General features: G+C 40.2%; 21 protein-coding genes. 13 read left to right on the forward strand and 8 right to left on the reverse strand.

All coding sequences use genetic code 11. From position 1 onward, the window contains the following. The first annotated feature begins 7 nt into the window (after positions 1-7). The 4 genes from neuB to ACJMKR_RS04915 are packed head-to-tail and all read left to right on the forward strand — an operon-like array spanning position 8 to position 6,116. Positions 8-2,893, forward strand: a complete 2,886-nt coding sequence (gene neuB / locus ACJMKR_RS04900; protein ID WP_423064032.1) for an N-acetylneuraminate synthase — start codon at positions 8-10, stop codon at positions 2,891-2,893. Positions 2,894-2,950: 57 nt separating this feature from the next. Further along, positions 2,951-3,955 (forward strand): nucleotidyltransferase family protein, encoded by a 1,005-nt coding sequence (locus ACJMKR_RS04905; RefSeq protein WP_423064033.1) that lies wholly within the window; start codon positions 2,951-2,953, stop codon positions 3,953-3,955. A gap of 3 nt (positions 3,956-3,958) precedes the next feature. After that, entirely contained in the window at positions 3,959-5,455 is a 1,497-nt protein-coding gene (locus tag ACJMKR_RS04910; protein WP_423064034.1) for a hypothetical protein, read from the forward strand. Next, positions 5,442-6,116, forward strand: coding sequence for a cytidylyltransferase domain-containing protein (locus ACJMKR_RS04915; protein ID WP_423064035.1), 675 nt, complete (start codon positions 5,442-5,444; stop codon positions 6,114-6,116). The genes ACJMKR_RS04910 and ACJMKR_RS04915 overlap by 14 nt, the downstream gene beginning before the upstream one ends. Before the next feature lie 134 nt (positions 6,117-6,250). Here ACJMKR_RS04915 and ACJMKR_RS04920 read toward each other — a convergent pair whose 3' ends face one another. The 5 genes from ACJMKR_RS04920 to ACJMKR_RS04940 all read right to left on the reverse strand — a co-directional run bounded on the left by ACJMKR_RS04920 (position 6,251) and on the right by ACJMKR_RS04940 (position 11,532). After that, positions 6,251-6,496 carry a hypothetical protein gene (locus ACJMKR_RS04920; protein ID WP_423064036.1) on the reverse strand — a complete coding sequence of 82 codons (246 nt, stop codon included), beginning with the start codon at positions 6,494-6,496 and terminating at the stop codon, positions 6,251-6,253. Positions 6,497-6,994: 498 nt separating this feature from the next. After that, entirely contained in the window at positions 6,995-7,654 is a 660-nt protein-coding gene (locus ACJMKR_RS04925; protein ID WP_423064037.1) for an XRE family transcriptional regulator, read from the reverse strand. Continuing rightward, positions 7,651-8,007 (reverse strand): type II toxin-antitoxin system RelE/ParE family toxin, encoded by a 357-nt coding sequence (locus ACJMKR_RS04930; RefSeq protein ID WP_423064038.1) that lies wholly within the window; start codon positions 8,005-8,007, stop codon positions 7,651-7,653. The genes ACJMKR_RS04925 and ACJMKR_RS04930 overlap by 4 nt, the downstream gene beginning before the upstream one ends. A 270-nt stretch (positions 8,008-8,277) precedes the next feature. Further along, positions 8,278-9,624: a Tn3 family transposase gene (locus tag ACJMKR_RS04935; protein WP_423064039.1), complete on the reverse strand. Its 1,347-nt coding sequence runs from the start codon at positions 9,622-9,624 to the stop codon at positions 8,278-8,280. A 324-nt stretch (positions 9,625-9,948) separates the two neighbouring features. After that, positions 9,949-11,532: a DUF4158 domain-containing protein gene (locus ACJMKR_RS04940; RefSeq protein WP_423064040.1), complete on the reverse strand. Its 1,584-nt coding sequence runs from the start codon at positions 11,530-11,532 to the stop codon at positions 9,949-9,951. 216 nt (positions 11,533-11,748) lie between these two features. Between ACJMKR_RS04940 and ACJMKR_RS04945 the strand changes: the two genes are divergently transcribed. From ACJMKR_RS04945 to ACJMKR_RS04985, 9 genes are all read left to right on the forward strand, one after another. Then, positions 11,749-11,907, forward strand: a complete 159-nt coding sequence (locus ACJMKR_RS04945; protein ID WP_423064041.1) for a hypothetical protein — start codon at positions 11,749-11,751, stop codon at positions 11,905-11,907. A gap of 65 nt (positions 11,908-11,972) precedes the next feature. After that, a complete protein-coding gene (locus ACJMKR_RS04950; protein ID WP_423064042.1) occupies positions 11,973-13,163 on the forward strand; it encodes a PDDEXK nuclease domain-containing protein in 1,191 nt (396 codons plus the stop codon). Then, on the forward strand, positions 13,156-13,632 hold the full coding sequence (locus tag ACJMKR_RS04955; protein ID WP_423064043.1) for a DUF1016 N-terminal domain-containing protein: 477 nt from the start codon (positions 13,156-13,158) through the stop codon (positions 13,630-13,632). Before ACJMKR_RS04950 ends, ACJMKR_RS04955 begins: the two co-directional genes overlap by 8 nt. Further along, the gene (locus tag ACJMKR_RS04960; RefSeq protein ID WP_423064191.1) at positions 13,625-14,113 is read left to right on the forward strand and encodes a GNAT family N-acetyltransferase; all 489 of its coding nucleotides are present in this window, start codon (positions 13,625-13,627) and stop codon (positions 14,111-14,113) included. The genes ACJMKR_RS04955 and ACJMKR_RS04960 overlap by 8 nt, the downstream gene beginning before the upstream one ends. Further along, positions 14,103-15,413, forward strand: coding sequence for a tyrosine-type recombinase/integrase (locus tag ACJMKR_RS04965; RefSeq protein WP_423064044.1), 1,311 nt, complete (start codon positions 14,103-14,105; stop codon positions 15,411-15,413). The genes ACJMKR_RS04960 and ACJMKR_RS04965 overlap by 11 nt, the downstream gene beginning before the upstream one ends. Continuing rightward, complete coding sequence (locus ACJMKR_RS04970) at positions 15,403-16,344, forward strand: recombination-associated protein RdgC (RefSeq protein ID WP_423064045.1); 942 nt, start codon at positions 15,403-15,405, stop codon at positions 16,342-16,344. The genes ACJMKR_RS04965 and ACJMKR_RS04970 overlap by 11 nt, the downstream gene beginning before the upstream one ends. Before the next feature lie 2 nt (positions 16,345-16,346). After that, positions 16,347-16,880: a hypothetical protein gene (locus tag ACJMKR_RS04975; RefSeq protein WP_423064046.1), complete on the forward strand. Its 534-nt coding sequence runs from the start codon at positions 16,347-16,349 to the stop codon at positions 16,878-16,880. A 106-nt stretch (positions 16,881-16,986) separates the two neighbouring features. Then, complete coding sequence (locus tag ACJMKR_RS04980) at positions 16,987-17,853, forward strand: DUF1186 domain-containing protein (protein WP_423064192.1); 867 nt, start codon at positions 16,987-16,989, stop codon at positions 17,851-17,853. A 437-nt stretch (positions 17,854-18,290) separates the two neighbouring features. Continuing rightward, a complete protein-coding gene (locus ACJMKR_RS04985; RefSeq protein ID WP_423062352.1) occupies positions 18,291-19,829 on the forward strand; it encodes a transposase in 1,539 nt (512 codons plus the stop codon). Positions 19,830-19,923: 94 nt separating this feature from the next. Here ACJMKR_RS04985 and ACJMKR_RS04990 read toward each other — a convergent pair whose 3' ends face one another. The 3 genes from ACJMKR_RS04990 to ACJMKR_RS05000 all read right to left on the reverse strand — a co-directional run bounded on the left by ACJMKR_RS04990 (position 19,924) and on the right by ACJMKR_RS05000 (position 21,715). Next, entirely contained in the window at positions 19,924-20,559 is a 636-nt protein-coding gene (locus ACJMKR_RS04990) for an alpha/beta fold hydrolase (protein ID WP_423064047.1), read from the reverse strand. 13 nt (positions 20,560-20,572) lie between these two features. Then, positions 20,573-20,800: a hypothetical protein gene (locus tag ACJMKR_RS04995; RefSeq protein ID WP_423064048.1), complete on the reverse strand. Its 228-nt coding sequence runs from the start codon at positions 20,798-20,800 to the stop codon at positions 20,573-20,575. A 165-nt stretch (positions 20,801-20,965) separates the two neighbouring features. Next, complete coding sequence (locus ACJMKR_RS05000) at positions 20,966-21,715, reverse strand: IS982 family transposase (RefSeq protein ID WP_423064049.1); 750 nt, start codon at positions 21,713-21,715, stop codon at positions 20,966-20,968.

The following is a 21,715-nucleotide window of genomic DNA, read 5'->3' on the forward strand; positions in this document are numbered from 1 at the left end:
CTTAACAATGACTTTACGTAAGATATCCATTGTAACAGGAGCAAGATCAGAGTACGGCTTGCTCTATTGGTTGATGCGTGAAATCAAAAACGATCCAGAACTGACACTCCAAACTATTGTTACGGGCGCACACTTATCGGCCGAATACGGTATGACATATCGTGATATTGAGGCAGATGGTTTTGTGATCGATGAAAAAGTCGATATCTTATCATCAGATAACAGTGCATCCGGTATTGCAAAAGCAGTGGGCCAAGGGGTAATTGGCTTTACAGATGCTTATACACGATTAAAACCAGGCCTAGTTGTTTTGCTGGGTGATCGCTTTGAATCATTGGCCGCTGCGCAAGCGGCATTGTTGCTACATATTCCCATTGCACATATTCATGGTGGAGAAGTGACGCGCTTAGCCGTCGATGAATCGATTCGCCATGCCATTACTAAAATGGCGCAACTGCACTTTCCAGCGGCTGAGCCTTATCGTCAGCGCATTTTACAAATGGGCGAAAATCCACGCTCCATATTTAACTATGGTGCGCCTGGCCTGGATCATATTATGCGAAGTGAGCAACTCTCAAAAGAAGCGCTGCAAAAAAAACTCGGATTGCATTATGGTCCCGTAAATTTTTTAATTACGTATCATCCGGTCACGTTGGATTCGACTGCTTCAATTCAAGAATTGCACGCATTATTAGCGGCGTTGAAAGAGTTTCCTGACGCAGGGCTTTTTTTCACGATACCGAATGCCGATGAGGGTTCACGTGTTATTCGCGAAATGATAGAACAATTTGTTGCTGAGGACACAAAGCGGCGTTTTTTATTTAACGCTTTGGGTACCGTTAATTATTTAAGTTTAGCACGCGTCGTAGACGCGGTAGTCGGTAACTCATCGAGTGGTCTAATTGAAGTGCCTTATGTCAAAACACCGACAATAAACATAGGTGAGCGCCAAAGCGGAAGATTATTAGCGTCATCTGTGATTAATTGCCGGGGAATTGCAACGGATATTATTAATGCTATTCATAAAGCGCTGTCTCCTGCTTTCCAGCAAACATTGCAGAATATTCATTTGCCTTATGGAAAGGGTGATGCTTCTGCTAAAATCAAGGATACGCTAAAAAAAGTTTCACTTAAAAACCTGACCATTAAACCGTTTGTGGATATTCAACCAACGCCTAAACGTGCCAACGATCGTGCGTTAATGATTGCAGAAATTGGCGTCAATCATAATGGTTCGATGGAATTGGCTTATCAGCTCATTGATCAGGCAGCGAGTGCTGGAGCTGATGTCATAAAATTTCAGACGTTTACCGCAGAAACGTTAGTCCGTATGGATGCACCGAAAGCGGATTACCAACAAAAAATGACGGGCGATGGTTCACAATATGAAATGTTAAAGCGCTTAGAATTAACCCGTGAAGATCAAAAAAAATTAAAAAACTATTGTCAGCAACATGATGTGGAATTTTTAAGTTCGCCATTTGATGTGGCGAGTGTGAACTGGCTAACGCAAGAATTAGGTTTGAAACGACTGAAAATAGGTTCCGGTGAAATTACCCATGGGCCATTATTGCTTGCTGCCGCGCGCAGCGGTTGCGATATTATTTTATCAACGGGCATGTCAACGCTAGCTGACATTGAGCAAGCGTTGTCTGTGTTAGCTTTTGGATATTTGAACTGGCAAGAACCTTCGCGTGCATCATTTGAAAAAGCTTATGCCGATGAAAAGGGACAAAAATTATTAAAAGAGAAAATTACGTTATTGCATTGCACGTCACAATATCCGGCGCCGTTTGCCGACATCCATTTACTCGCATTAAATACACTGCGCTCTGAGTTTGGATTAGCGGTTGGTTATTCGGATCACAGTGTTGGTACGGAGGTAGCGATTGCTGCCGTGGCATTGGGTGCAAGCGTCATTGAAAAACACGTCACTCTCGATAAAAACTTGTCGGGTCCAGATCATCAAACATCACTAACCATAGCTGAATTTGCCGACATGGTGAAAGCTATTAGACACGTAGAGCTCGCGATTGGGCAGCCTCGGAAAAGGGTGACCAACAGTGAGCGCAATACCCAACGGGTGGCAAGAAAAAGTCTTGTAGCGAGCAAGAAAATCAATAAGGGTGAACGATTCAATACCGATAATGTTACGGCTAAACGACCCGCAGATGGTTTGTCTCCGATGCAATATTGGGACTTATTAGAAAAAAAAGCCGAAAAGAATTATCAGCCTGATGAGGTGATCGAACTACTGATAAAAGACGTAATTATCATTGGTGCCGGTGGGCACGCTAAAGTGATCATCGATCTTATTCGACAGCTCCCATCGTTTAATATAATAGGTGTCACCGATAAACATCACGGCATGACCGAGTTTATGGGTTGCAAAGTGCTGGGCGATGACAGCGTTATCGAAAATTATGATCCTAATAAAATAGGTTTGGTTAATGCGGTTGGACGCACGGCTAGTAATGTATTAACGACTCATATTTATCAGACGTTTTCAAAAAAGAATTACCAATTTGTGACGTTGCAGCATCCATTAAGTTACGTCAGCCCAGATGCACATCTGGGTCAAGGCGCACACGTTATGGCGGGCGCTATTATCCAGCCTGGCGCTAACATTGCTGATGACGTTATTATTAACACGAAAGCATCGGTTGATCACGATGCGAGTATAGGTGCGCATACGCATGTTGCCCCCGGGGCTACCCTGTTGGGTGGCGTAGTTATCGGAGCGCAATGTTTAATTGGTGCTGGCGCAACTATTTTACCTAACATACACATTGGCAATGGTTGTATAGTTGGAGCAGGGGCGGTAGTTGTCAATCATCTTCCGGATGGTGCTCGGGTTACCGGGGTGCCAGCAAAAAGTAAGCTGGAGAATTAAGATATGAAAAATTGGCGTGACGTATTATTAACTCCAGAGACTTCTATTATGGAGGCCATGGCTGTCATTGACAAATCTTCTCTACAAATAGGCATCGTTGTCGATGAGAATCAATGTTTATTGGGAGTCGTCACGGATGGTGATATCCGGCGTGCGCTTTTGAAAAAAATGAGTCTGAGTGCTTCGGTTGCGCTTATCATGAATAAGCATGGTCACGTAGCGAGCGTGCATGATAAAAAACCGGAGATTTTTCGAAAAATGCAGGAGTTACACGTCCATCATATGCCTATCGTTAATGACGACGGTAAAATAGTCGACCTCGAAACCTTGGATCATTTAATTCGCCCAGAAAGGTTAGAGAATACGGTTGTGCTGATGGCCGGTGGTTTGGGTAGCCGCTTGCGTCCTCTAACGGATGATTGCCCAAAACCATTATTGAAAGTGGGTGATAAGTCCATCGTTGAAATTATTATTGAACAGTTGGCTGAGCAGGGTTTGTTGAACATTTTTATTATCATAAATTATAAAGGTGATATGATTGCTGACTATCTTAAAGATGGTAGTCAATTTGGTGTGAATATACGTTATATTCGTGAAGAAGAGTATCTTGGCACAGCGGGTGGGTTGGCTTTATTGCCTCTGGATGAGATCACGATGCCGTTTTTTGTGATGAATGCTGACTTGTTAACGAGTGTGAATTATAGGCGCTTGCTTGAGTTTCATATGATGAAAAAAGCCCAGGCGACTATGTGCATCAAGCAATACCATCATGAAATTCCATACGGTGTGGTTGAAAATAACGAAAGTGACTTCATGTCAATTCATGAAAAACCGATACAAACGTATTTTGTTAATGCCGGTATTTATGTGCTCGATCCTATTTTAATACAATCCATTCCGTCAAAACAATCATATGATATGGTGCATTTATTTAAAGATTCATCTGAGCGAAATCATAAATTATGCACGTTTCCAATCTATGAGGATTGGAAAGATATTGGATATCCTGCGGATTATCAGCAAGCTGTTCATCGGCATAAAAAAGCAATAAAAGCGAGTTAGTTAATGAATCTAGAAAATCTAAATGTATTAGTGTTGTCACCTGGGGAATACTCCCATATTTTGAAAAAAGTGTTGCTAGCTGCTCATCGTGATTATGCCTGGAATATTTCTATTTTAAGTCAAATAAAAAATGATACTAAGTTTGCTGATATAACGAGCTCGCCAGAACAGATCGTCGTGATTCCTGATTTTCAAAAAACACAAGATTGGGAAAACGATCCTGCGGAAGTTAAGGCTGTCGAAAAAATCATGCATGATTCCCAAAAATCCTCTCATATAGCGTTAAATCGGATTTTGTTATCTTTTGAACGAAGCTTAGGGCGTGCATACAGTAAAGACCAATACTATTGGCCGGAGAATAAACAGGCTAAAAGAGTCTTAAAAAATAAAGATTATGCCCAACTTTTATTAATGCGCATGTTTGGATTCGCTTATCATACCCTACGTGAAAAAAAACCGAATCTTTTGCTTGCGGGCCCGCCTGGTAGCCTCAACTTAGTTTTTTACGTGGTGTCAAAGCATCTTAAAGTGCCTTATGTGGGTTGTTTGTTGTCGAATGTGAATTCGGATTGCCATTGTTGGTCAACTGAGTTGGAATGCTTTAACGAAAAAGTGAATGCAGAATATGAACGGAAACTCCAGACAGGAGAAAATCCAAAGGAGTCTACATTAAATTATTTGCAAGATTTTAGGTCTAAACCAGAGCCCCAGCCGCTCTATAAAATTAAATGGTCAGAAAAACATTATAGCTTATCTTTACGCAAGATTAATAAGGCAATATTTGATTTATGTTTATACCGACTCGTTCCTATCGTAAAACGTATTTCTGTCACAAATCTTAAACCATTTTGGTCTGCTGTATTGGATCTTTATAGATGCTATTTTTTATCGCACACACAACAAAAATTTTTTCACACTTTCAATGATAATCAGCTAGCTCAGATGAAATACATTTATTATTGCTGCTCACAAGCTCCTGAATTTGTGATTAATGTGCGAGCAACCAAATGGTATAACCAAGCGAATACGATAAAAATGCTGAGCTACAACTTGCCAGCAGGGTATCAGTTATTGGTACGAGAACATCGTAACAACTGTGGTAGAAGGTCGACAGCGTACTGGCGCAACATTGAGAGACTGCCGAATACCTACTTGGTTGATCCTTTAGATGATCAATATAAATATTTAAAAAACTCTGACCTCATTGTTACGATCAATGGTACGACGGGTTTTGAGGGGTTATTATTAAAAAAACGAGTGATGACACTGGATCGCGCATTTTATAGTAGGTTAGACGACATGGTTTCTAGGTTCGATGCTAATAGTGATTTAGGGGCAACGCTATTAGAATTACTTGATTCTTCGTGCAACCATGATGATCATAAATTAGCATTATTTATTGATGCTGAGCGCGATACAACCATCGAGGATTCTGCAGATCCCGAAGTTGAAATTAATTACATCAAAGGATTGTTGACAAACTATTATGATAAACAATAAAAAAATTCTAGCAGTCATTCCGGCGCGTGGTGGTTCAAAGCGACTACCCCGAAAAAATATTCTTCCTTTTAATGGGAAGCCATTGCTAGCTTGGACAATAGCAGCAGCAAACCGATCGAAATATTTGGATAAAATTATTTTCTCTTCCGAAGATGACGAAATTATAGAAGTTGCTCGGAAATACAAGGTTGAAATTCCCTACAAGCGTCCAGATGAATTGGCGGCAGATCATGTGACCGCTTCAGAAGTCGTGTTGCATGCGCTCTCGGAATTTCCAAACTATGATTTTGTTGTACTCCTGCAAACGACATCACCGTTGCGAACTGCGCAAGACATTGATAATGCCATTGAGCGTTGTGTGTTGTCTGGAGCAGCAAGCTGTGTGTCCGTCATAAATCTCAACGATCATCCTAGATGTATTTATAATATTAACAAGATGGGAAGATTGCTCAAGCCTCAATTAAATCAAGAAGAAGAGTCCATTGTCCGCTTGAATGGAGCAGTTTACGTTTCTGAAGTTGGCCGTTTTAATGAGCGTAAAAATTTTGTGGATGAGGAAACAATCGCTTATTTAATGCCTCCATCACGCTCTATTGATATTGATACTGCATTTGATTTTTCCGTTGCGGAGAAATTAGCTGAAATGAATGGATTAAATTGATGGCAATTCGTGAAGCTGAATATGCCTGGCCCGACGCGAGCGTGCCAGGAAAACTTGAGTTTGTATATCCTGTCAGTGAAACCCAAAAAAAAATCATCTTTGACACTCTTGAAAAAGAAGCGAATCTCCAAGAGTTAAAAAGCGCGTCGCTTTCGGCGTTGCAGCCAGTGAATGGGCTCGTTGGAAAATATCAACTTACTTTGCATAATGAACACTACTTTGTTTCTGTTTCTGAAAGGAAGCGAGGTTTCGATGAAGAAAAACAGGTAATCGACTATCGATGCGCGCCATGGAGAGCGAAGCGAAGGCGCGTATTCCGCGGTAGGCTCGGATTTTTTGCCGAGCGTAAGCGACTGCAAAAAATCTTTACGAGCCGTCAAGTCATTTGAGAGCCCGTGCGTAGTCGAGCCGTGAGGTCGCGGAGCGCGGGCGACGAGGACGTCCGCGGCTATTTAAGTTGTCGCGTATTGCGAGTCGATTATTGACAGGGATGGCAATAATCTATCACGAGCATCGCGACACGCTTGTGGTTACATTGAGCCTATGTCCTGTTAATCACTTAATCGGGGGTTCAAATCCCTCCCGGGGAGCCAATTAAATCAATAACTTACCTAACAACCTGAAGGTTTCCATATCCCCGAGGTGGGGAAATTGTGGGACGCAGTTTTTTCTTTCGGCTGCGAACAGGGAACAGCACGACCGCACGCGCATGCGCAAGGGTCACGCAGTGACTTGCGAAGCCCTTGCGCATGTGACCGGTCGTGCTAAGCAGAAAGGAGCAGGAAGGAAGAAAAGAAGGTGGACAGGCAAGATTAAAAAAACCAAATCCACCTAACTCACCCTAGAATTTAGAAAATTAAAAACATAGTGTAAATCTTTTAATATTTTATCAATCTGAAATCATCATTATCAATCATAACCAGTTTGTAATTGCCACCTTGCACGAAAACTGTTTCAACTAAATCTATCAAGTTATTCAACTTCACTTTATCATATTTACCATCATCAAATTGAATACTATCCTCCAATTTAATGTGTTCCATTATAATGCTCACATTACCGGTATAGCTCTTTAAGAGAGCACCATAAATTTTCTTATCATCCACCTGGTGCTCTCCCCAACTAGCCTTTACCCCATTATCATTAAAAGGACTATGCTCTGCCTTTAAATCATCTTCAAGACAGGACACCAGCCATGCTTTAACCTTGTCTTTATTCACATGATCATCCCCAATTGCTTCAAACTGGCTGACGTGGACATCTCCCTCAGGAAACCGTGCAATAATATCTAAAGTGCCGCCCATTGCCTCAATATAACGACGCAGCGTAGAAATATACATATCCGTCTGCTTTTCAAGACGTGAAATGCTACCTTGCTTTTTTTCTAACGCACTTGCCAATTGCTCCTGACTTAATCGCCTTGCTTGTCGTAACTCATGCAAAGGCATTGCTGCAATCATATCTGCCGTTTTTTTTGCCGCTTGCTTTTGTGCTTTTGGCGATAATTTTTTTCTTAAATCTCGAAATGATTTTGTCATGAGTACACCTCTCCTTTCATTTCTTCCAAATGCTGATCATATAAATCGTCCGCCATTGGGATATTTTTTTCATACCAATTTTCCTTTCCAGTCTTGTTTCCACCAATTAACAAAATAGCAGACCGTCTAGGATCAAACGCATATAAAATACGATAAGGCTTCCCTCGATGTTGAACACGCAACTCCCGCATATGACCATGCCTTGATCCTGAGATGCCCGATGAATGTGGAAACCGCAAACCGGGTCCAAACTGTTCCAACAATCCCACCGTTGCCGTCACATCAATTTGCTCAGCCTCATTTAGCTGATCCCACCATGCACCAAACTCGTCTGTATATTCGACCTCCCACATTAGCAGCATATCTCCTTTAACTAATTAAAATATAGCTTATATGTTATATATATGCAAATACATATGCATGTTAAGTGATATGAATGAACCGCAGCTTAAGCCCGCGGGACTTTTGCGGGACCTAGGATCAACTTGGTATCGCGCATAGGAATAATAGAAAAGCGACATAGGCTGCTTCAAGTGTTTGATTTTAAAAGATAAAACCAGAAGGAGAAAATTTTTCTTCCAAAATTAACCCATTGATTTATAGTCGCTTTCTCCTTCATATTCTCAACCATTCTTGAGTGACTGTTGCCAATCCCAACGGGCTAAACACTGGTCGACAAATTGACTGCTTTCTATTCCGCAAAATTCATAATACCCAAGCATATTAATATGAACCCAAGCACCGGGGGATAGGACAATCAGTAAATCCTTTTCTTCTTGTGTTTTCCCATTAAGATAGAGGTGATTTAGAATATAGGTGTTGTAATACAAAATGACCGCGGCCACTAAACGGCTGCATTGATCCCAAATCATCATTTCCGCTTCGCTTTGCCCCCGAAATTTTCCGCCGTTGAGTAATGTGATGGCTCGATACAAATTATTATAAGCTTCCCCTCGATTAAGTGCACATTCAATGGCATGGCGAAATAGTTTGCTATCTAAATAACGCAGAATGAATTCGGAACGTACGATATGATTGTAATGCGTGAATGCCAATTTCGTTTTGCTGCGATAGTTTCCCGACGACATTTTGCCAATCACAATGCTGGGAATGGCTTCACCGGTTAATATCGACACTAACATACGTTGCATGTTGTCCCAATCGTGAATGATGTAATTTTTATTAATCATTTTATCAGGACGAATAATCATGTCGTTATATTCAGCATGATAACCCATGCCCCATAGCATTTCATTATGCGGTTTTGGAATACGTGGTGCGTATAGTAAATCGGTTAAATCAAATAAAGCAAAGTTGAGAGGGTTCATCCCGTGTCTATCAGTGGATGCACGTTCTAATTTAAATGCTTGTGTATTTTGATGATGCATCACTTCAAAAGTGAAGTTTCCTTCATACTCATTTGAACTGATTAATCGACTGGCTAATGAAAGATAATTGAAGATAACATTATAAGCGGAAACGCCGGCATCTTTGCCTAAAAACTTTGGTGAATGGCGTGCTGCAATATTTTGTATACGTGTCCCCAGCTTTAACCCATCTAAGCTTGCATGATGTTTTCCATCAATATTATTGTGCTTAAATATTTCTAACTTTTCTATGGCAATATTAATCAGATGAACCGCCTGTGTTAATGTCTCCATTCGTACATACGCATTTTCTGCGGTGAGTAATGCAGATAAATTTAAATCACAGACTTCAGCCATACCACGCACTCCTATACGGATCGCATTCGCTAATACGACTGGTGAAATTAATGTCCAATCTTGTTGCTGTTTAGTCGAGCGTGGTAAAATGGAATCAAATACGCGTGAGAATTTAATTTTATCATCCGAAAACTGTAACACATCCGATGCGCGCCATGGAGAGCGAAGCGAAGGCGCGTATTCCGCGGTAGGCTCGGATTTTTTGCCGAGCGTAAGCGACTGCAAAAAATCTTTACGAGCCGTCAAGTCATTTGAGAGCCCGTGCGTAGTCGAGCCGTGAGGTCGCGGAGCGCGGGCGACGAGGACGTCCGCGGCTATTTAAGTTGTCGCGTATTGCGAGTCGATTATTGACAGGGATGGCAATAATCTATCACGAGCATCGCGACACGCTTGAACAATGCTGCGTTTTGGGAAAGATGCAAATAAACTGTCATTGGGATCGGATGCTTGCTAAAGCGGACGGAGTCGCCAAACTAATTCACCCTGTTTATTTGGCTTTAATAAAATATCTAAATTGTCACCATTGCGAATATCGGCGTTGACCTTTTGATACAGTTGCTTCAACGTGTATTATTTTTCCTGTAATAGTGTATTGGGTGCATCACGTAGTTTAGGGTAGGGCAGTGATTGCAATAATTTAGATTTATCTTTTTTCCATTTTGGCAGTTTAATGAAATTATCTTCAATGGCTTTATGTTTGATAGAATGCTCTAATACCAGCTTATTAGTTTCGATATGATGTGCCAACTGCTTATACAATAAGAATTCAAGCCTTTTTGCATGAATGACACCATCGTGAACAATATAAGAGAAATCTTCCTTTGATTTCTTTACCCAATCGATGAGATAAGGTGGTGCGCTGATGATGTTATCAACACCAACATTTTGTTTCATAAACGTGACCACCTCTTTAAGCATATCGTTTCTTACAATTGAGATATCTAAATTCAGAAAAAGTGGCCTGAGATTCAACGCAATGCAATGTGCATTCTGATCGATGTACAGCCAGAACAACAAGTGTTTATCGAGTTTGTCACTTAATAGAATCTGCGCAGTGCTCGCTAATTCTGATTCGGGAACACAACGGAACAATTTCGACTTAGGGATACTGGTTTTATGTTTATCGTTTTTGATCACCATGAGTAAATCATGTACCTTTTGACGCACCGTTTGTAGTTCGTCAATAAATTTCGCAGCTTCATTATTGGCTTCAGATTTGGCTTTAGCCGTGTAATCTAAGGTGCGTTTTCGAAAGGCTTCGAGCAAATTATCATTGATGATTTGAAACCGGCTATAACTGTAACACAATAAATACAGATGGATCGTATCCGAATTTAATTGTTTCAAGCGTGCCCCGTTATAGTAATTGATAAGGCTTGCATAGTAATCAATGGTGGCGGCAGGGAGATTGAGTTTTGGCAATACTACTTTAGCAATAAAGAATACGGCTTTTAGTTGCTCGTGTTTATCCAATTCCTTATGAATATCCGTCGTGTTGAATTGCTTCATGTCTTTTCGAATGCTGACGATGCAATTTTTTTCATCGGTTTTGTTCAGCAACGACAAGACAAGCTCGCGTTGTACTTTATTGGTATATCGGTAATAGGCTTTAATGATTCGAAAGTGTTCATTATTCCAAATGCGTGTGACACAATCTTGTATCGTGGTGAGCGCAGGAATGGCGATATTTTCTTTGATAAGCAAATTCAATAGTGCTTTGCATAATTGGCGTTGCCTTGGATAAAGGGGCGCTTGTTTCTGTAAGATTGCTATGATTGTTTCAGATTTTTGGCCTCGAAAGCGGGAAAACCCAACGGTTTCCAATACCTTATTTTCAATCCGCGCTATCACATCTTTATTGTTGGAAAAGCTGCGCGGTGTGGGCTGGTTAGAGAAATAGCGTTGCATGACGTGCTGGCGCTCCAAGGTGACATCACGATAACGAAAATTAACCAAAGTGTATTTCAACTTAAAGAATGCTAAGCTAATGGCGAAATAAATGGCATCATCCAGCTTTTTAAAACTATTCCGTGTTTTGACTTCATCATTATTAAACGTAAAATATTCAGTGCGCTCGGGATCATTCAGTACGGGTGAATCATACAGAGCTCGGCGTTCTTCGGTAGTTAATAGTGTGGTTGTGGTATTCGCCATGGTTTGATGATTCTAACAAGAAATGGCTTGTGACGTCATCAAAAACCCAGTAATATAGATTACTGGGAGAATATGATGGGCGCTAAAACAGAACAACAACCAATCTTTGAATTAACATGACGAGTGGATGCTGTCACATATCGTTTTAACCCATCTGAACCTATTGACGGAAAGCCATCATGGAAACGTGATGATGCTGATTTGTGGATCACAACCATGAATGGCTTTGGCTGGATTTGTATCGACAGCAATAAAAGCATCCGTGGTATTCCTTGGGGCATTGCTCTCAATGAAATGGGTGAATTACCTCCAGAAGGTGAATGGGTTAGTAAAAAAGGAAATAAAGCCTATGTCTACGATCTTACCTATAGGTGATCTGTTCTTAAATTCTGCTGGCACTGACCGCAGAATGGGTCTGTCTTTTAAAAACAGGATTTCTTATGGCACTCGATTATAAAGAATTAGGGAAAATCATCAAAGACATACATCATGCCTTTTCTCGCCAGGCTGGCCGTTCTGTCAACATGGCGCTAACATTGCGCAACTGGTTTATTGGCTTCTACATAAAAGAATATGAACAAGATGGACAAGATCGTGCTCAGTACGGTACCCAGCTACTGCAGACACTCGCCAAAGACCTCCAAAAAGCCAATATTCCGGCAACCGCCAGTCGTAGCTTAAGGCAATATAGGCAGTTTTATGAAGCTTATCCAGAAATTGGGCAGACAGCGTCTGCCCAATTAAACGAGTTACAAGATAAGCACTTATTACCATCCATCATTTGGCAGACACCGTCTACCAAATCTCCCGCGAAAATAACGCAATCCATCGATCCAGAAACACCAAGATTACCCTGTGAGCAGCTTGTCAGTGGGCTTTCTTATAGCCATTTTGTGGAACTCATTAAGATTGATGAACCACTTAAACGCAGCTTTTATGAGATAGAAAGTATACGTAGCAACTGGGGCTCTCGAGAATTACGTCGACAAATTAGCACACTCTATTACGAACGCTTTGGTTACTCTAAAGATAAAACAAAAATAGCCAAAATGGTCGAGACGGGTACATATGCACATGATATTAAAGATGTGATCCGTGAACCTTATATGTTCGAGTTTGTCGGTGTCAATTATGATGATTTTAACGAAGCGACTTTAGCAAAAGCTCTCCTCAATCAGTTAAATAAATTTTTCTTGGAAATGGGGCGCGGTTTTTGTTTTGAAGCGAGTAATAAAAAAATATTGATAGGTGATCAATTCTTTTTTGTCGATTTAGTGCTTTACCATCGCATCTTAAAATGTCATTTTTTAATAGAGCTCAAAATAAATGAGCTCCATCATGATCATGTCAGTCAGCTAAACACCTATGTTAATTACTACAGAGAAAATGAAATGCACTCAAATGACAATCCGCCTGTTGGTTTATTGCTGTGTACTGAAAAGAATGAAGCTCTCGCAAAATATGCATTAGGCGGGATAGATAACCATTTATACATTTCAAAATACAAATTAGAACTACCTACCAGCGAAGAAATCAAAGCCTTTTTGGAATCTAAATTAAAGGAGTTGCCACAATCATTAATTCATCATCAAAAAGAAAATAGCCTAGTTGCAGAGAACGCCGATGAATAAAGACTCAACTTATGATGACTTATTTAAAGGTATTGTAGGTCATATTGAAAACTATCGAGATAATATTTCTGTCATTAAAGAGCAGGCATTGTTGGAAATGTACTGGAATATGGGAGAAGAGTTGCTTACATTGAAACCATTGACAGAAAGCATTTTAGATGACTTTAAAAAAGCCATGAATCACCAGCTTGGATCTGATCCCTTGTTTAAAAGCGATGGAACCAATCGACATTGGCTTAAACTCGCAGTACGTTGGGTTGAAGAACATCAATACCATGACAAATCTATCATGTTATCTGGAAAAGCGGCTTGGGCAGACTGGGCGTTAGTGTTGGATATTGTGAATTCACCGACACACCGCTATTGGTTGATTTGTCAAACAATTAAAAACAAATGGGATAGGCTAACGTTACTTCGAGAGGCACAAAAACTTCCTAAACAGTATTTAAACTTGGGTGACAATGCATAATACATTCAACATAAAATTTGCAAGTAAAGAAAATATTCCTTTAATTCTGTCGTTTATTCGCGAATTAGCCGAATATGAAAAATTACAGCATGAAGTGATTGCTACTGAAGAAATATTAAAAGAAACCTTATTTGGTGAGAAGGCCTACGCTGAAGTGATTATTGCTTATCTTAACGAAGAGGCTGTCGGCTTTGCCCTTTTCTTTCATAATTTCTCAACATTTCTCGGTAACCCTGGCATTTATCTTGAGGATTTATATGTAAAGCCAAAAGCACGTGGCTTTGGTATCGGAAAGAAAATGTTGAGTTTTCTAGCCCGCTTAGTTATTGAGAGAAATTGTGGACGTTTAGAATGGTGGGTATTGGATTGGAATGAAGATGCCATTGGATTTTATAAACGATTAGGTGCTAAACCGATGGATGAATGGACGGTGTACCGAGTCACGGGAATAGCGCTTGATGAGTTAGCTCATGGTAATTAAATATTGTAATCCTATACCGGTGTTTGACACATTAGCTGAATTTATCGAGTTTCATCGATTAATTTACAATACAGAAAATGTTCGCCAGCCTATTAAACACTGGCTTGATCAATGCTTTTCGAAAGCAACAGTTAATGTACCATCCTTTGCAATCAACGATTATAGGATTGCTTTAAATTTTCTGTACAGTTACCGAGGTAGCTCACAAACCTTTATTGCCTATCGACGCGAAATTGAACGACTCATTCAATGGAGTTGGTTTATTCATGAAAAATCGATTTTAAAACTCAAACGCGACGATATTGAGGCCTTTATCGAATTCTGCATTAAACCCTATAAACGTTGGATTGGCACGAAAACAGTGGCAAGATTTGTATTGAAAGATGGATTAAAAATACCGAATCCAACATGGCGACCTTTTGAAATCTCCTTAAGCAAACAAGACGTTAAAGCAGGAAAAACTCCCAGCAAGGATGATTATCAATTTTCTCAAAAAGCCTTAAAAGCGTTGTTTGCTATCTTAAGTAGTTTTTTCAACTATTGCTTGCAAGAAGAAGTGGCAACCGTCAATCCCGTCGCGTTAATCCGTCAAAAAAGTAAATTTATTCGCCAAGAATCAACAGCACCCATTATCCGTCGATTATCTAACAAGCAATGGCAAACGGTGATTAACCTTGCAAAACATAATGCCAAGAAAGACCCGAAGCAGGAACGCACGGTGTTCATATTATCTTGCCTGTATGGGATGTATTTACGAATTTCAGAATTAACAGCGAGCTCACGCTGGACGCCCACGATGGGCGATTTCTTTAAAGATACTGATGGGAATTGGTGGTTTAAAACGGTGGGCAAAGGCAATAAGGCTCGACAAATCGCTGTCAGCCCTGACATGCTCAAAGCACTCCAATACTATCGAATGGAGTATTTGAACTTACCTCCCTACCCTACTTTAGACGAAAATACTCCATTAATCGGCCATATTACCAATCCAAATAAACCAATGACCGATGAGCGCACTATTCGACGATTAGTGCAAGCTTGCTTTGATGCGGCAGCTGAAAAATTAAGTCAACCCGATCCAGAAGAAGCACAAAACTTATATTCAGCCACCGTACATTGGCTACGTCATACCGGCATATCAGAGGATGTTAAGCACCGTCCACGCGAACACGTGCGTGATGATGCAGGTCACAGTTCCGGTGCGATCACTGATCGCTATATCGACGTTGAGTTAGCGGCACGCGCGCGGTCAGCTAAAAAGAAACGGCTCATCACGGAGACTCATGACGATGTGGTTTAAACAAGCAACTCTTTTTCAGTTATCAGATCCCGTCCTCTATAAACCGGATAGGCTCGAAGAACAATTGGCGCAATTGTCATTTAAATCCTGTTTGCCAAGCATGCCTTCTAGCGCCGGATGGGTATCTCCTATTGATAAAGAGGATGCACCATTAGTCCATGCAGCCAATGGTTATCTGCTGATGTGTCTGCAACTCGAAGAAAAAGTTTTACCTGCTGCTGTTGTGCGACAAGAACTGGATGAGAGAATAAAAACGATTGCAGCCACTCAAGATAGAAAAGTGTCTCAAAAAGAAAAATTCGCACTCAAAGATGAAATCATCCACACTTTGTTACCAAGAGCATTTAGTAAATTCTCTCGCATCTATGCCACCATCTATACTAAAAATAAGTGGTTAATTATCGATACAACCACCCCATCTAAAGTAGAAAAATTCCTCAATTTGTTTAAGCGTTCAATGGATAAAGTTTGTTATCAAACCATCGAAACTAAAAAAATTTCACCGATATTAACACAATGGCTTTTACATGATGATTGTCCACGGTCATTTTCAATTGAGAAAAATTGTGTATTACGAGATCCAAACCAAGAAACTCGAATTATTCGTTGTCAACAACAAGATTTATCAGCCTCAGCCATTCAATCGTTATTGAAAGATGGTTGCGAGGTGCAACAATTATCTTTAAATTGGCAGGATAAGATTAATTTTATACTAGTTGACGATTTCACATTAAAAAATATGAAATACAGTGATGAAATATTAAATCGAGCAAAAGATAATTATGGCGAAACGCTAGAACAACAATTTGATGCGGATTTTTATATCATGACGGAACTATTATCTGAGTTATTAACAAGCTTGTTAAATTTGTTTTCGAAAAATAAACCAAAGCAAAAAAGCAAACCCATGCTTGAGGCATTGATGGAGTAAACATGATAAATAACGTTTCTTTTGATTCTAAATTTTCAAGTCTTGCAACGGTTGACCAAGAGTTTTCTGATGACTCATTGGAATTAATTCAACAGTGGTCTCAATATTACGGCGATTGTTTTTTAAAAAGCGAAGTTGCCAAGTTAGCGTTATCTAAAAAAGCACTCGAAGAATTTCCCTTCATTCTTAGTAGCTTTTGTGATTTTTGTTATAGCTATTACTTGCAAAAACCCGGGCAATGGATGTCTGACGCAGTTTCTGATGTACTTCTCAATATTATGCCAAGAAAAGTAATGGCAGATGATGCTTTTTTTTCTCAAGCAGCACTTGTACTGATTAACTTCCTAACCTGGATGGAAACTGAAAAATATTTATCAGATATACAAGCGATTAAAGAAACGATGTTGGCAGTGGAAGATGATATTTTAAAGCAGGCAAAAAACCCAAATAATTGGGGTCTGGCGAAATCATTATTTTCTGGTATGCCGTTAAGTAAGAATACAACAAGCAAGCAAGCAAGAAGAATTACTATGTGACGATCTATCAGAAAAAAAACAACCCAGACAAGCGCATGAAATAAACACCCTTGACGATATCATCGATGATCTTCGTTATTGGACGAGAGGTTTCCCAGAAGCCGCTATTAACGCGGCAATTAACCAAAAAGCAAAAATAACACCCATGTTGATAGCGTTATTAGAAGAAACGCTGCAAGGCTATCAACAACTCGTTGAGCAGGATTTCTTCGGTCATTTGTATGCCTTATTTCTGCTTGCAAGTTTTCGTGAAAAAAAGGCATTTCCACTTGCCATCAAAATTACCATTCTCCCTGACGATTGGCCCGATCAATTATTGGGTGATACCATTACTGAAGATTTCCATCGCATTTTAGCGTCATTGTATGACGGAAATCTTAAAGCGCTTCAGTCTCTGATAGAAAATCCCAACGTGGATCACTGGTCGAGAAATGCTGCCTTAAAAACACTATTATTGTTGGTTAAAGAAAATATTGTAGAACGCACCTGGGTAGTCAATTATTTGAAAGGATTATTTCATCATCCGGCTTTCATTGAAGATGATGAGGCAAGCACCTGTTTGGTAAATGCAGCCTGCGACATCTACCCTGAAGAATTGTATACTGACATACAAGATGCCTTCAGGAGAAACAAAGTAGACACCTGGAGTATTGACCTAAAATGGGTTGATGAAGTGATAGCATTAGGAAAAGAAGCAGCTTTGGATCGTGAACTGTATAAAAATCCCCATATGACACTCATTGATGACGTCATCGAGAACATGAAATGGTGGGCATGTTTCCAAGAAGAAACGCATAAGCCCATGCTGCCAATGCATCATGAAGCAAATAATGATAAATTAGTATGGAGCAATGAGCCACAAGTGTCTATCACCTATCGACGTGACACACCTAAGATGGGTGGCAATGAGCCTTGTCCTTGCGGTAGTGGGAAAAAATATAAAAAGTGCTGTCTGATGCAAACCGTCCATTAATCTGTGCTGCCACCAAAAGTGGTTGAGAATATGAAGGAGAAAGTGACTATAAATCAATGGGTTAATCTTGGAAGAAAAATCTTCTTCTTCTGGTTGTATCTTTTAAAATCAAATACTTGAAGCAGCCTATGTCGCTTTTCTATTATTCCTATGCGCGATACCAAGTCTTGTCGATCTTCGTACGAAACACCCATTGCTCGTAAACGACGTCCGAACGTGTGTCGCAAATCGTGAACACCTACAAAAGTTGTAAGATAATTTGAAATAAGGTAGTTTTCCCAAACGTATCCGATGAAATTTTCAAATTGGGTTTCTTATATAAATTGGACTTTGGATAAATTTATAAAAATAATTAAAAATTGCTTGACATAGAAACCGAAAAAAAATTTTACGTTGTAAACAACGTTTGTTCGAAAAAATAAAATAAGGAACAAACGATGTTAGCGACAGAAAAACTAAAACAATTCCGTACATTCCTCTACAACATCTTCCCCGCGCGACGCGATGCCAATATGAATTTACTCGATGCCCTTTCAAGCCATGGCCATCGCTGCAAAACACCCATAGAATTATGTGAATCGCCATACTTTGAACGTGAATACAGTAGTATTACCGATGCGATTAGCGATGGTTTGTCGGTAGCAAATTGTTGGGATAGCATGATGAAAATACAATATGAACATGTGAGTCATAGCGATGACCGTGTGATCATTATTGCGGATACGACACCACAGTCGCGTCAAAGTGCACACTGTGTTGAAGATCGCCATGTGGTTTACAGCCCTAATCCAGCACCGGGTAACAAACCGATTACCATTGGACATGAATATTCAACGGTATCACTATTGCCCAATGATGGTGCAGCTCAAGAAAAGCATTGGTTAGTTCCACTGGATACGAGGCGCGTTAAAAGCGATGAAAAAGGCAATGTAGTTGGGATGCAGCAAATTAACCGTTGTATTGCAGACTTAGCGCTTACTCATAAATTGGTGGTTAGCGTGGCTGATTCAAAATATGGTACAGAAGCTTGCCGTAAACTGGTTAGCGAAAATCCCAATTGGGTACATCTTTTCCGTTTTAACAGTACCCGTAATGTTTTCGCGCCCGCATCAATAGAAGATAATACCTCAGGAAGTATAAAACGCTATGGTGATGCGATGAAACTAAACGACAGCACGACTCACCGTGAATCCGATGAGATTGTGCAGCAACCCATTACAACCCGCAGTGGCAAAACTTACCAATTGGAGATTAAAATATGGCGTGACCAATTACTGCGTGGTTCAAAGCAATTTAAAGGATATGAGCATCCTGTTACTGTTGTGCAATTGGTTGCGGTTGATGCTAACGGTAAATCTTTATATAAAAATCCACTCTGGTTAGGACTCGCTGGTGAACGACGTAATGAAATCACAGCATTAGAAGCGTATCACTATTACGATAGACGCTATGACATTGAACACTACTTTCGTTTTGGTAAAGACAAACTGTTATTTGACCGATACCAAACACCGGATGTTAAGCACGAAGAAGATTGGTGGCGGATGACAGCATTAGCGTATACGCAACTTTATCTAGCGAGGAATCTTGCCCCGATTTTACCGAAAAAATGGGAGCGGTATTTGCCGAGCTTCCAAGTGGATAACGAAAAACCATCAATAACTGCGACCCCTTCACAAACGCAACGGGGTTTTTCTACGGTGCTTGATACCGTTGGCACGCCTGCTAATCTCTGCAAACCACGCGGTAATCCGCAAGGCAGAACCAAAGGTGATACGCAGGGGAAACGCACGCGACATCCTGCTATTTTCAAAAATAGCAACTCAAAAATTAAAACGATTCAGAGGACTGAAGAAAAGACGCAAAACTCAGACCCTGAAAAAATAGAGGATTTGATTGGGATAGTAAAATCATGGTTGGATAAAATAAATTTTACACCTGAGCAATTCTACGAATTGCTGCAAAAAACAGCTTAAGATTTAGAAACTCACATTTTTTGATTATTGTCCTAACTGGCAAGGGATTTTATTTATCCAAAGTCCAATATAAAGAAAATACCCCAGAATCATCTTATTTCTCCAAAATATTCTGCAATTTATCCTGAAACTCAGCTGGGTGCGTCCAAAAAGGCATATGCTGCGCATTTGGTATTATATGCAAATAAACATTGTCATTAAGTGATTTAATTGCAGCATGTGCAGACAAAGGAACTGCGCTATCATTTTCTCCCAAAAGTAAATCAATAGGACACTGTAGTGTCTGAAAATCAGCACGTAAATCTGTATAGTCACATAGGTGAATACCATGCAACAATGTTTCCAACTCCTGTTTCGGTGTATTGTCTAATAACTGAATCAATTGATGATACGACACGGGCTTAGGGTAAAATTTAGCAAATTCGAAGTCATAATGCGCCCGGAAAAAATGATTAAATCCTAGCTTTTTAATTTCTTCAAAACCTGCTTGAAATCCAGGTGCTGGCACCCCCTCCCAGTTATCCGATTCAATAAATTTAGGTGTTGTTGCAATACCAATAATTTGACTTACACGGTCTGGATATCTTGCAGCGATAGAAAAAGTCACCAACCCACCAAACGACCAGCCGATATAAATGGCGTTTTTAGGCAAATGGGATAGTATAGCATCTGCCATATCATGAATCGTTTTAATATTTGAAATCCAATCACTTTTACCTCTACCTGGCAAGTCTATATTAACCTCAGTTCTGGATAACTGCGTATAAATTATTCTTTATATTGTTGGTTTTTATTCCTGGTTTGTTTGGTCGCCAAGAATAGGCAATTAGCGCTGCAAGGGTATTGACTAAAAAATTAATCGGACTACGATGACGCGAATGCTCAACATGATACAAGTTTTTCAACTGATCGATAATCGTTTCTACGATGCCACCAAGCGTGTCGCGATGCTCGTGATAGATTATTGCCATCCCTGTCAATAATCGACTCGCAATACGCGACAACTTAAATAGCCGCGGACGTCCTCGTCGCCCGCGCTCCGCGACCTCACGGCTCGACTACGCACGGGCTCTCAAATGACTTGACGGCTCGTAAAGATTTTTTGCAGTCGCTTACGCTCGGCAAAAAATCCGAGCCTACCGCGGAATACGCGCCTTCGCTTCGCTCTCCATGGCGCGCATCGGTTGTTTTAGGAAAAACTTTTCAAATGCAGAAAGCATTTTGTTCTTCATATTTTTACGGACTTTTGTCACAAATTTTAAATCGTGTTTTGCCAAATCGTCCGCAAGATCTTTTCCAAGATACCCTTTATCGCCAGCGCCCAACCCCTTTAAATTAGCCATTAATTTTCTAACAACAGCGCGATCATCCACGTTCCCTTTCGTTAAACAAAAACGGATTAATTCCCCTTGATGATTAATCACAATATGTAGTTTAAAGCCGTAAACCCAGCCCATTGTGCTTTTACTGCGTTTAGCAATGCCTTTGAAAACCTTGTTTCGATAAATTCGTTTATTGTGGCATACGCGTAGTGTAGTTGAGTCAATATAATACAATCCCGTGTGTTTGCCCTTTCTCGAAAGCAAATAGGCGGCGAGCATCATTAGCGCTGCTGATTGGCAGGCGACAAAACGTGTGTAACTCAGCGCCGTAGGAAAATACTTCTTCATGTCTTGTAAAACACATCCACAATAAAAATCCTTAAATGTGCGATAGTGACTCATTTGAAACAACACAATGATGGTGCCAATTTCAGACAAGCTCATTTGCATCGCTCGATCTCGTTTTCTGTCTGGGTTCGGTAGCAAATACTTTGATTGACCTTTCAAATAATCCTTGCAAAAATCATCCATATCACAAAAAATCTCCGTGACCGGTGCCAACAT

Source organism: Candidiatus Paracoxiella cheracis (assembly GCF_049348705.1).
Taxonomy (GTDB): Bacteria; Pseudomonadota; Gammaproteobacteria; order Coxiellales; family Coxiellaceae; genus Paracoxiella; species Paracoxiella cheracis.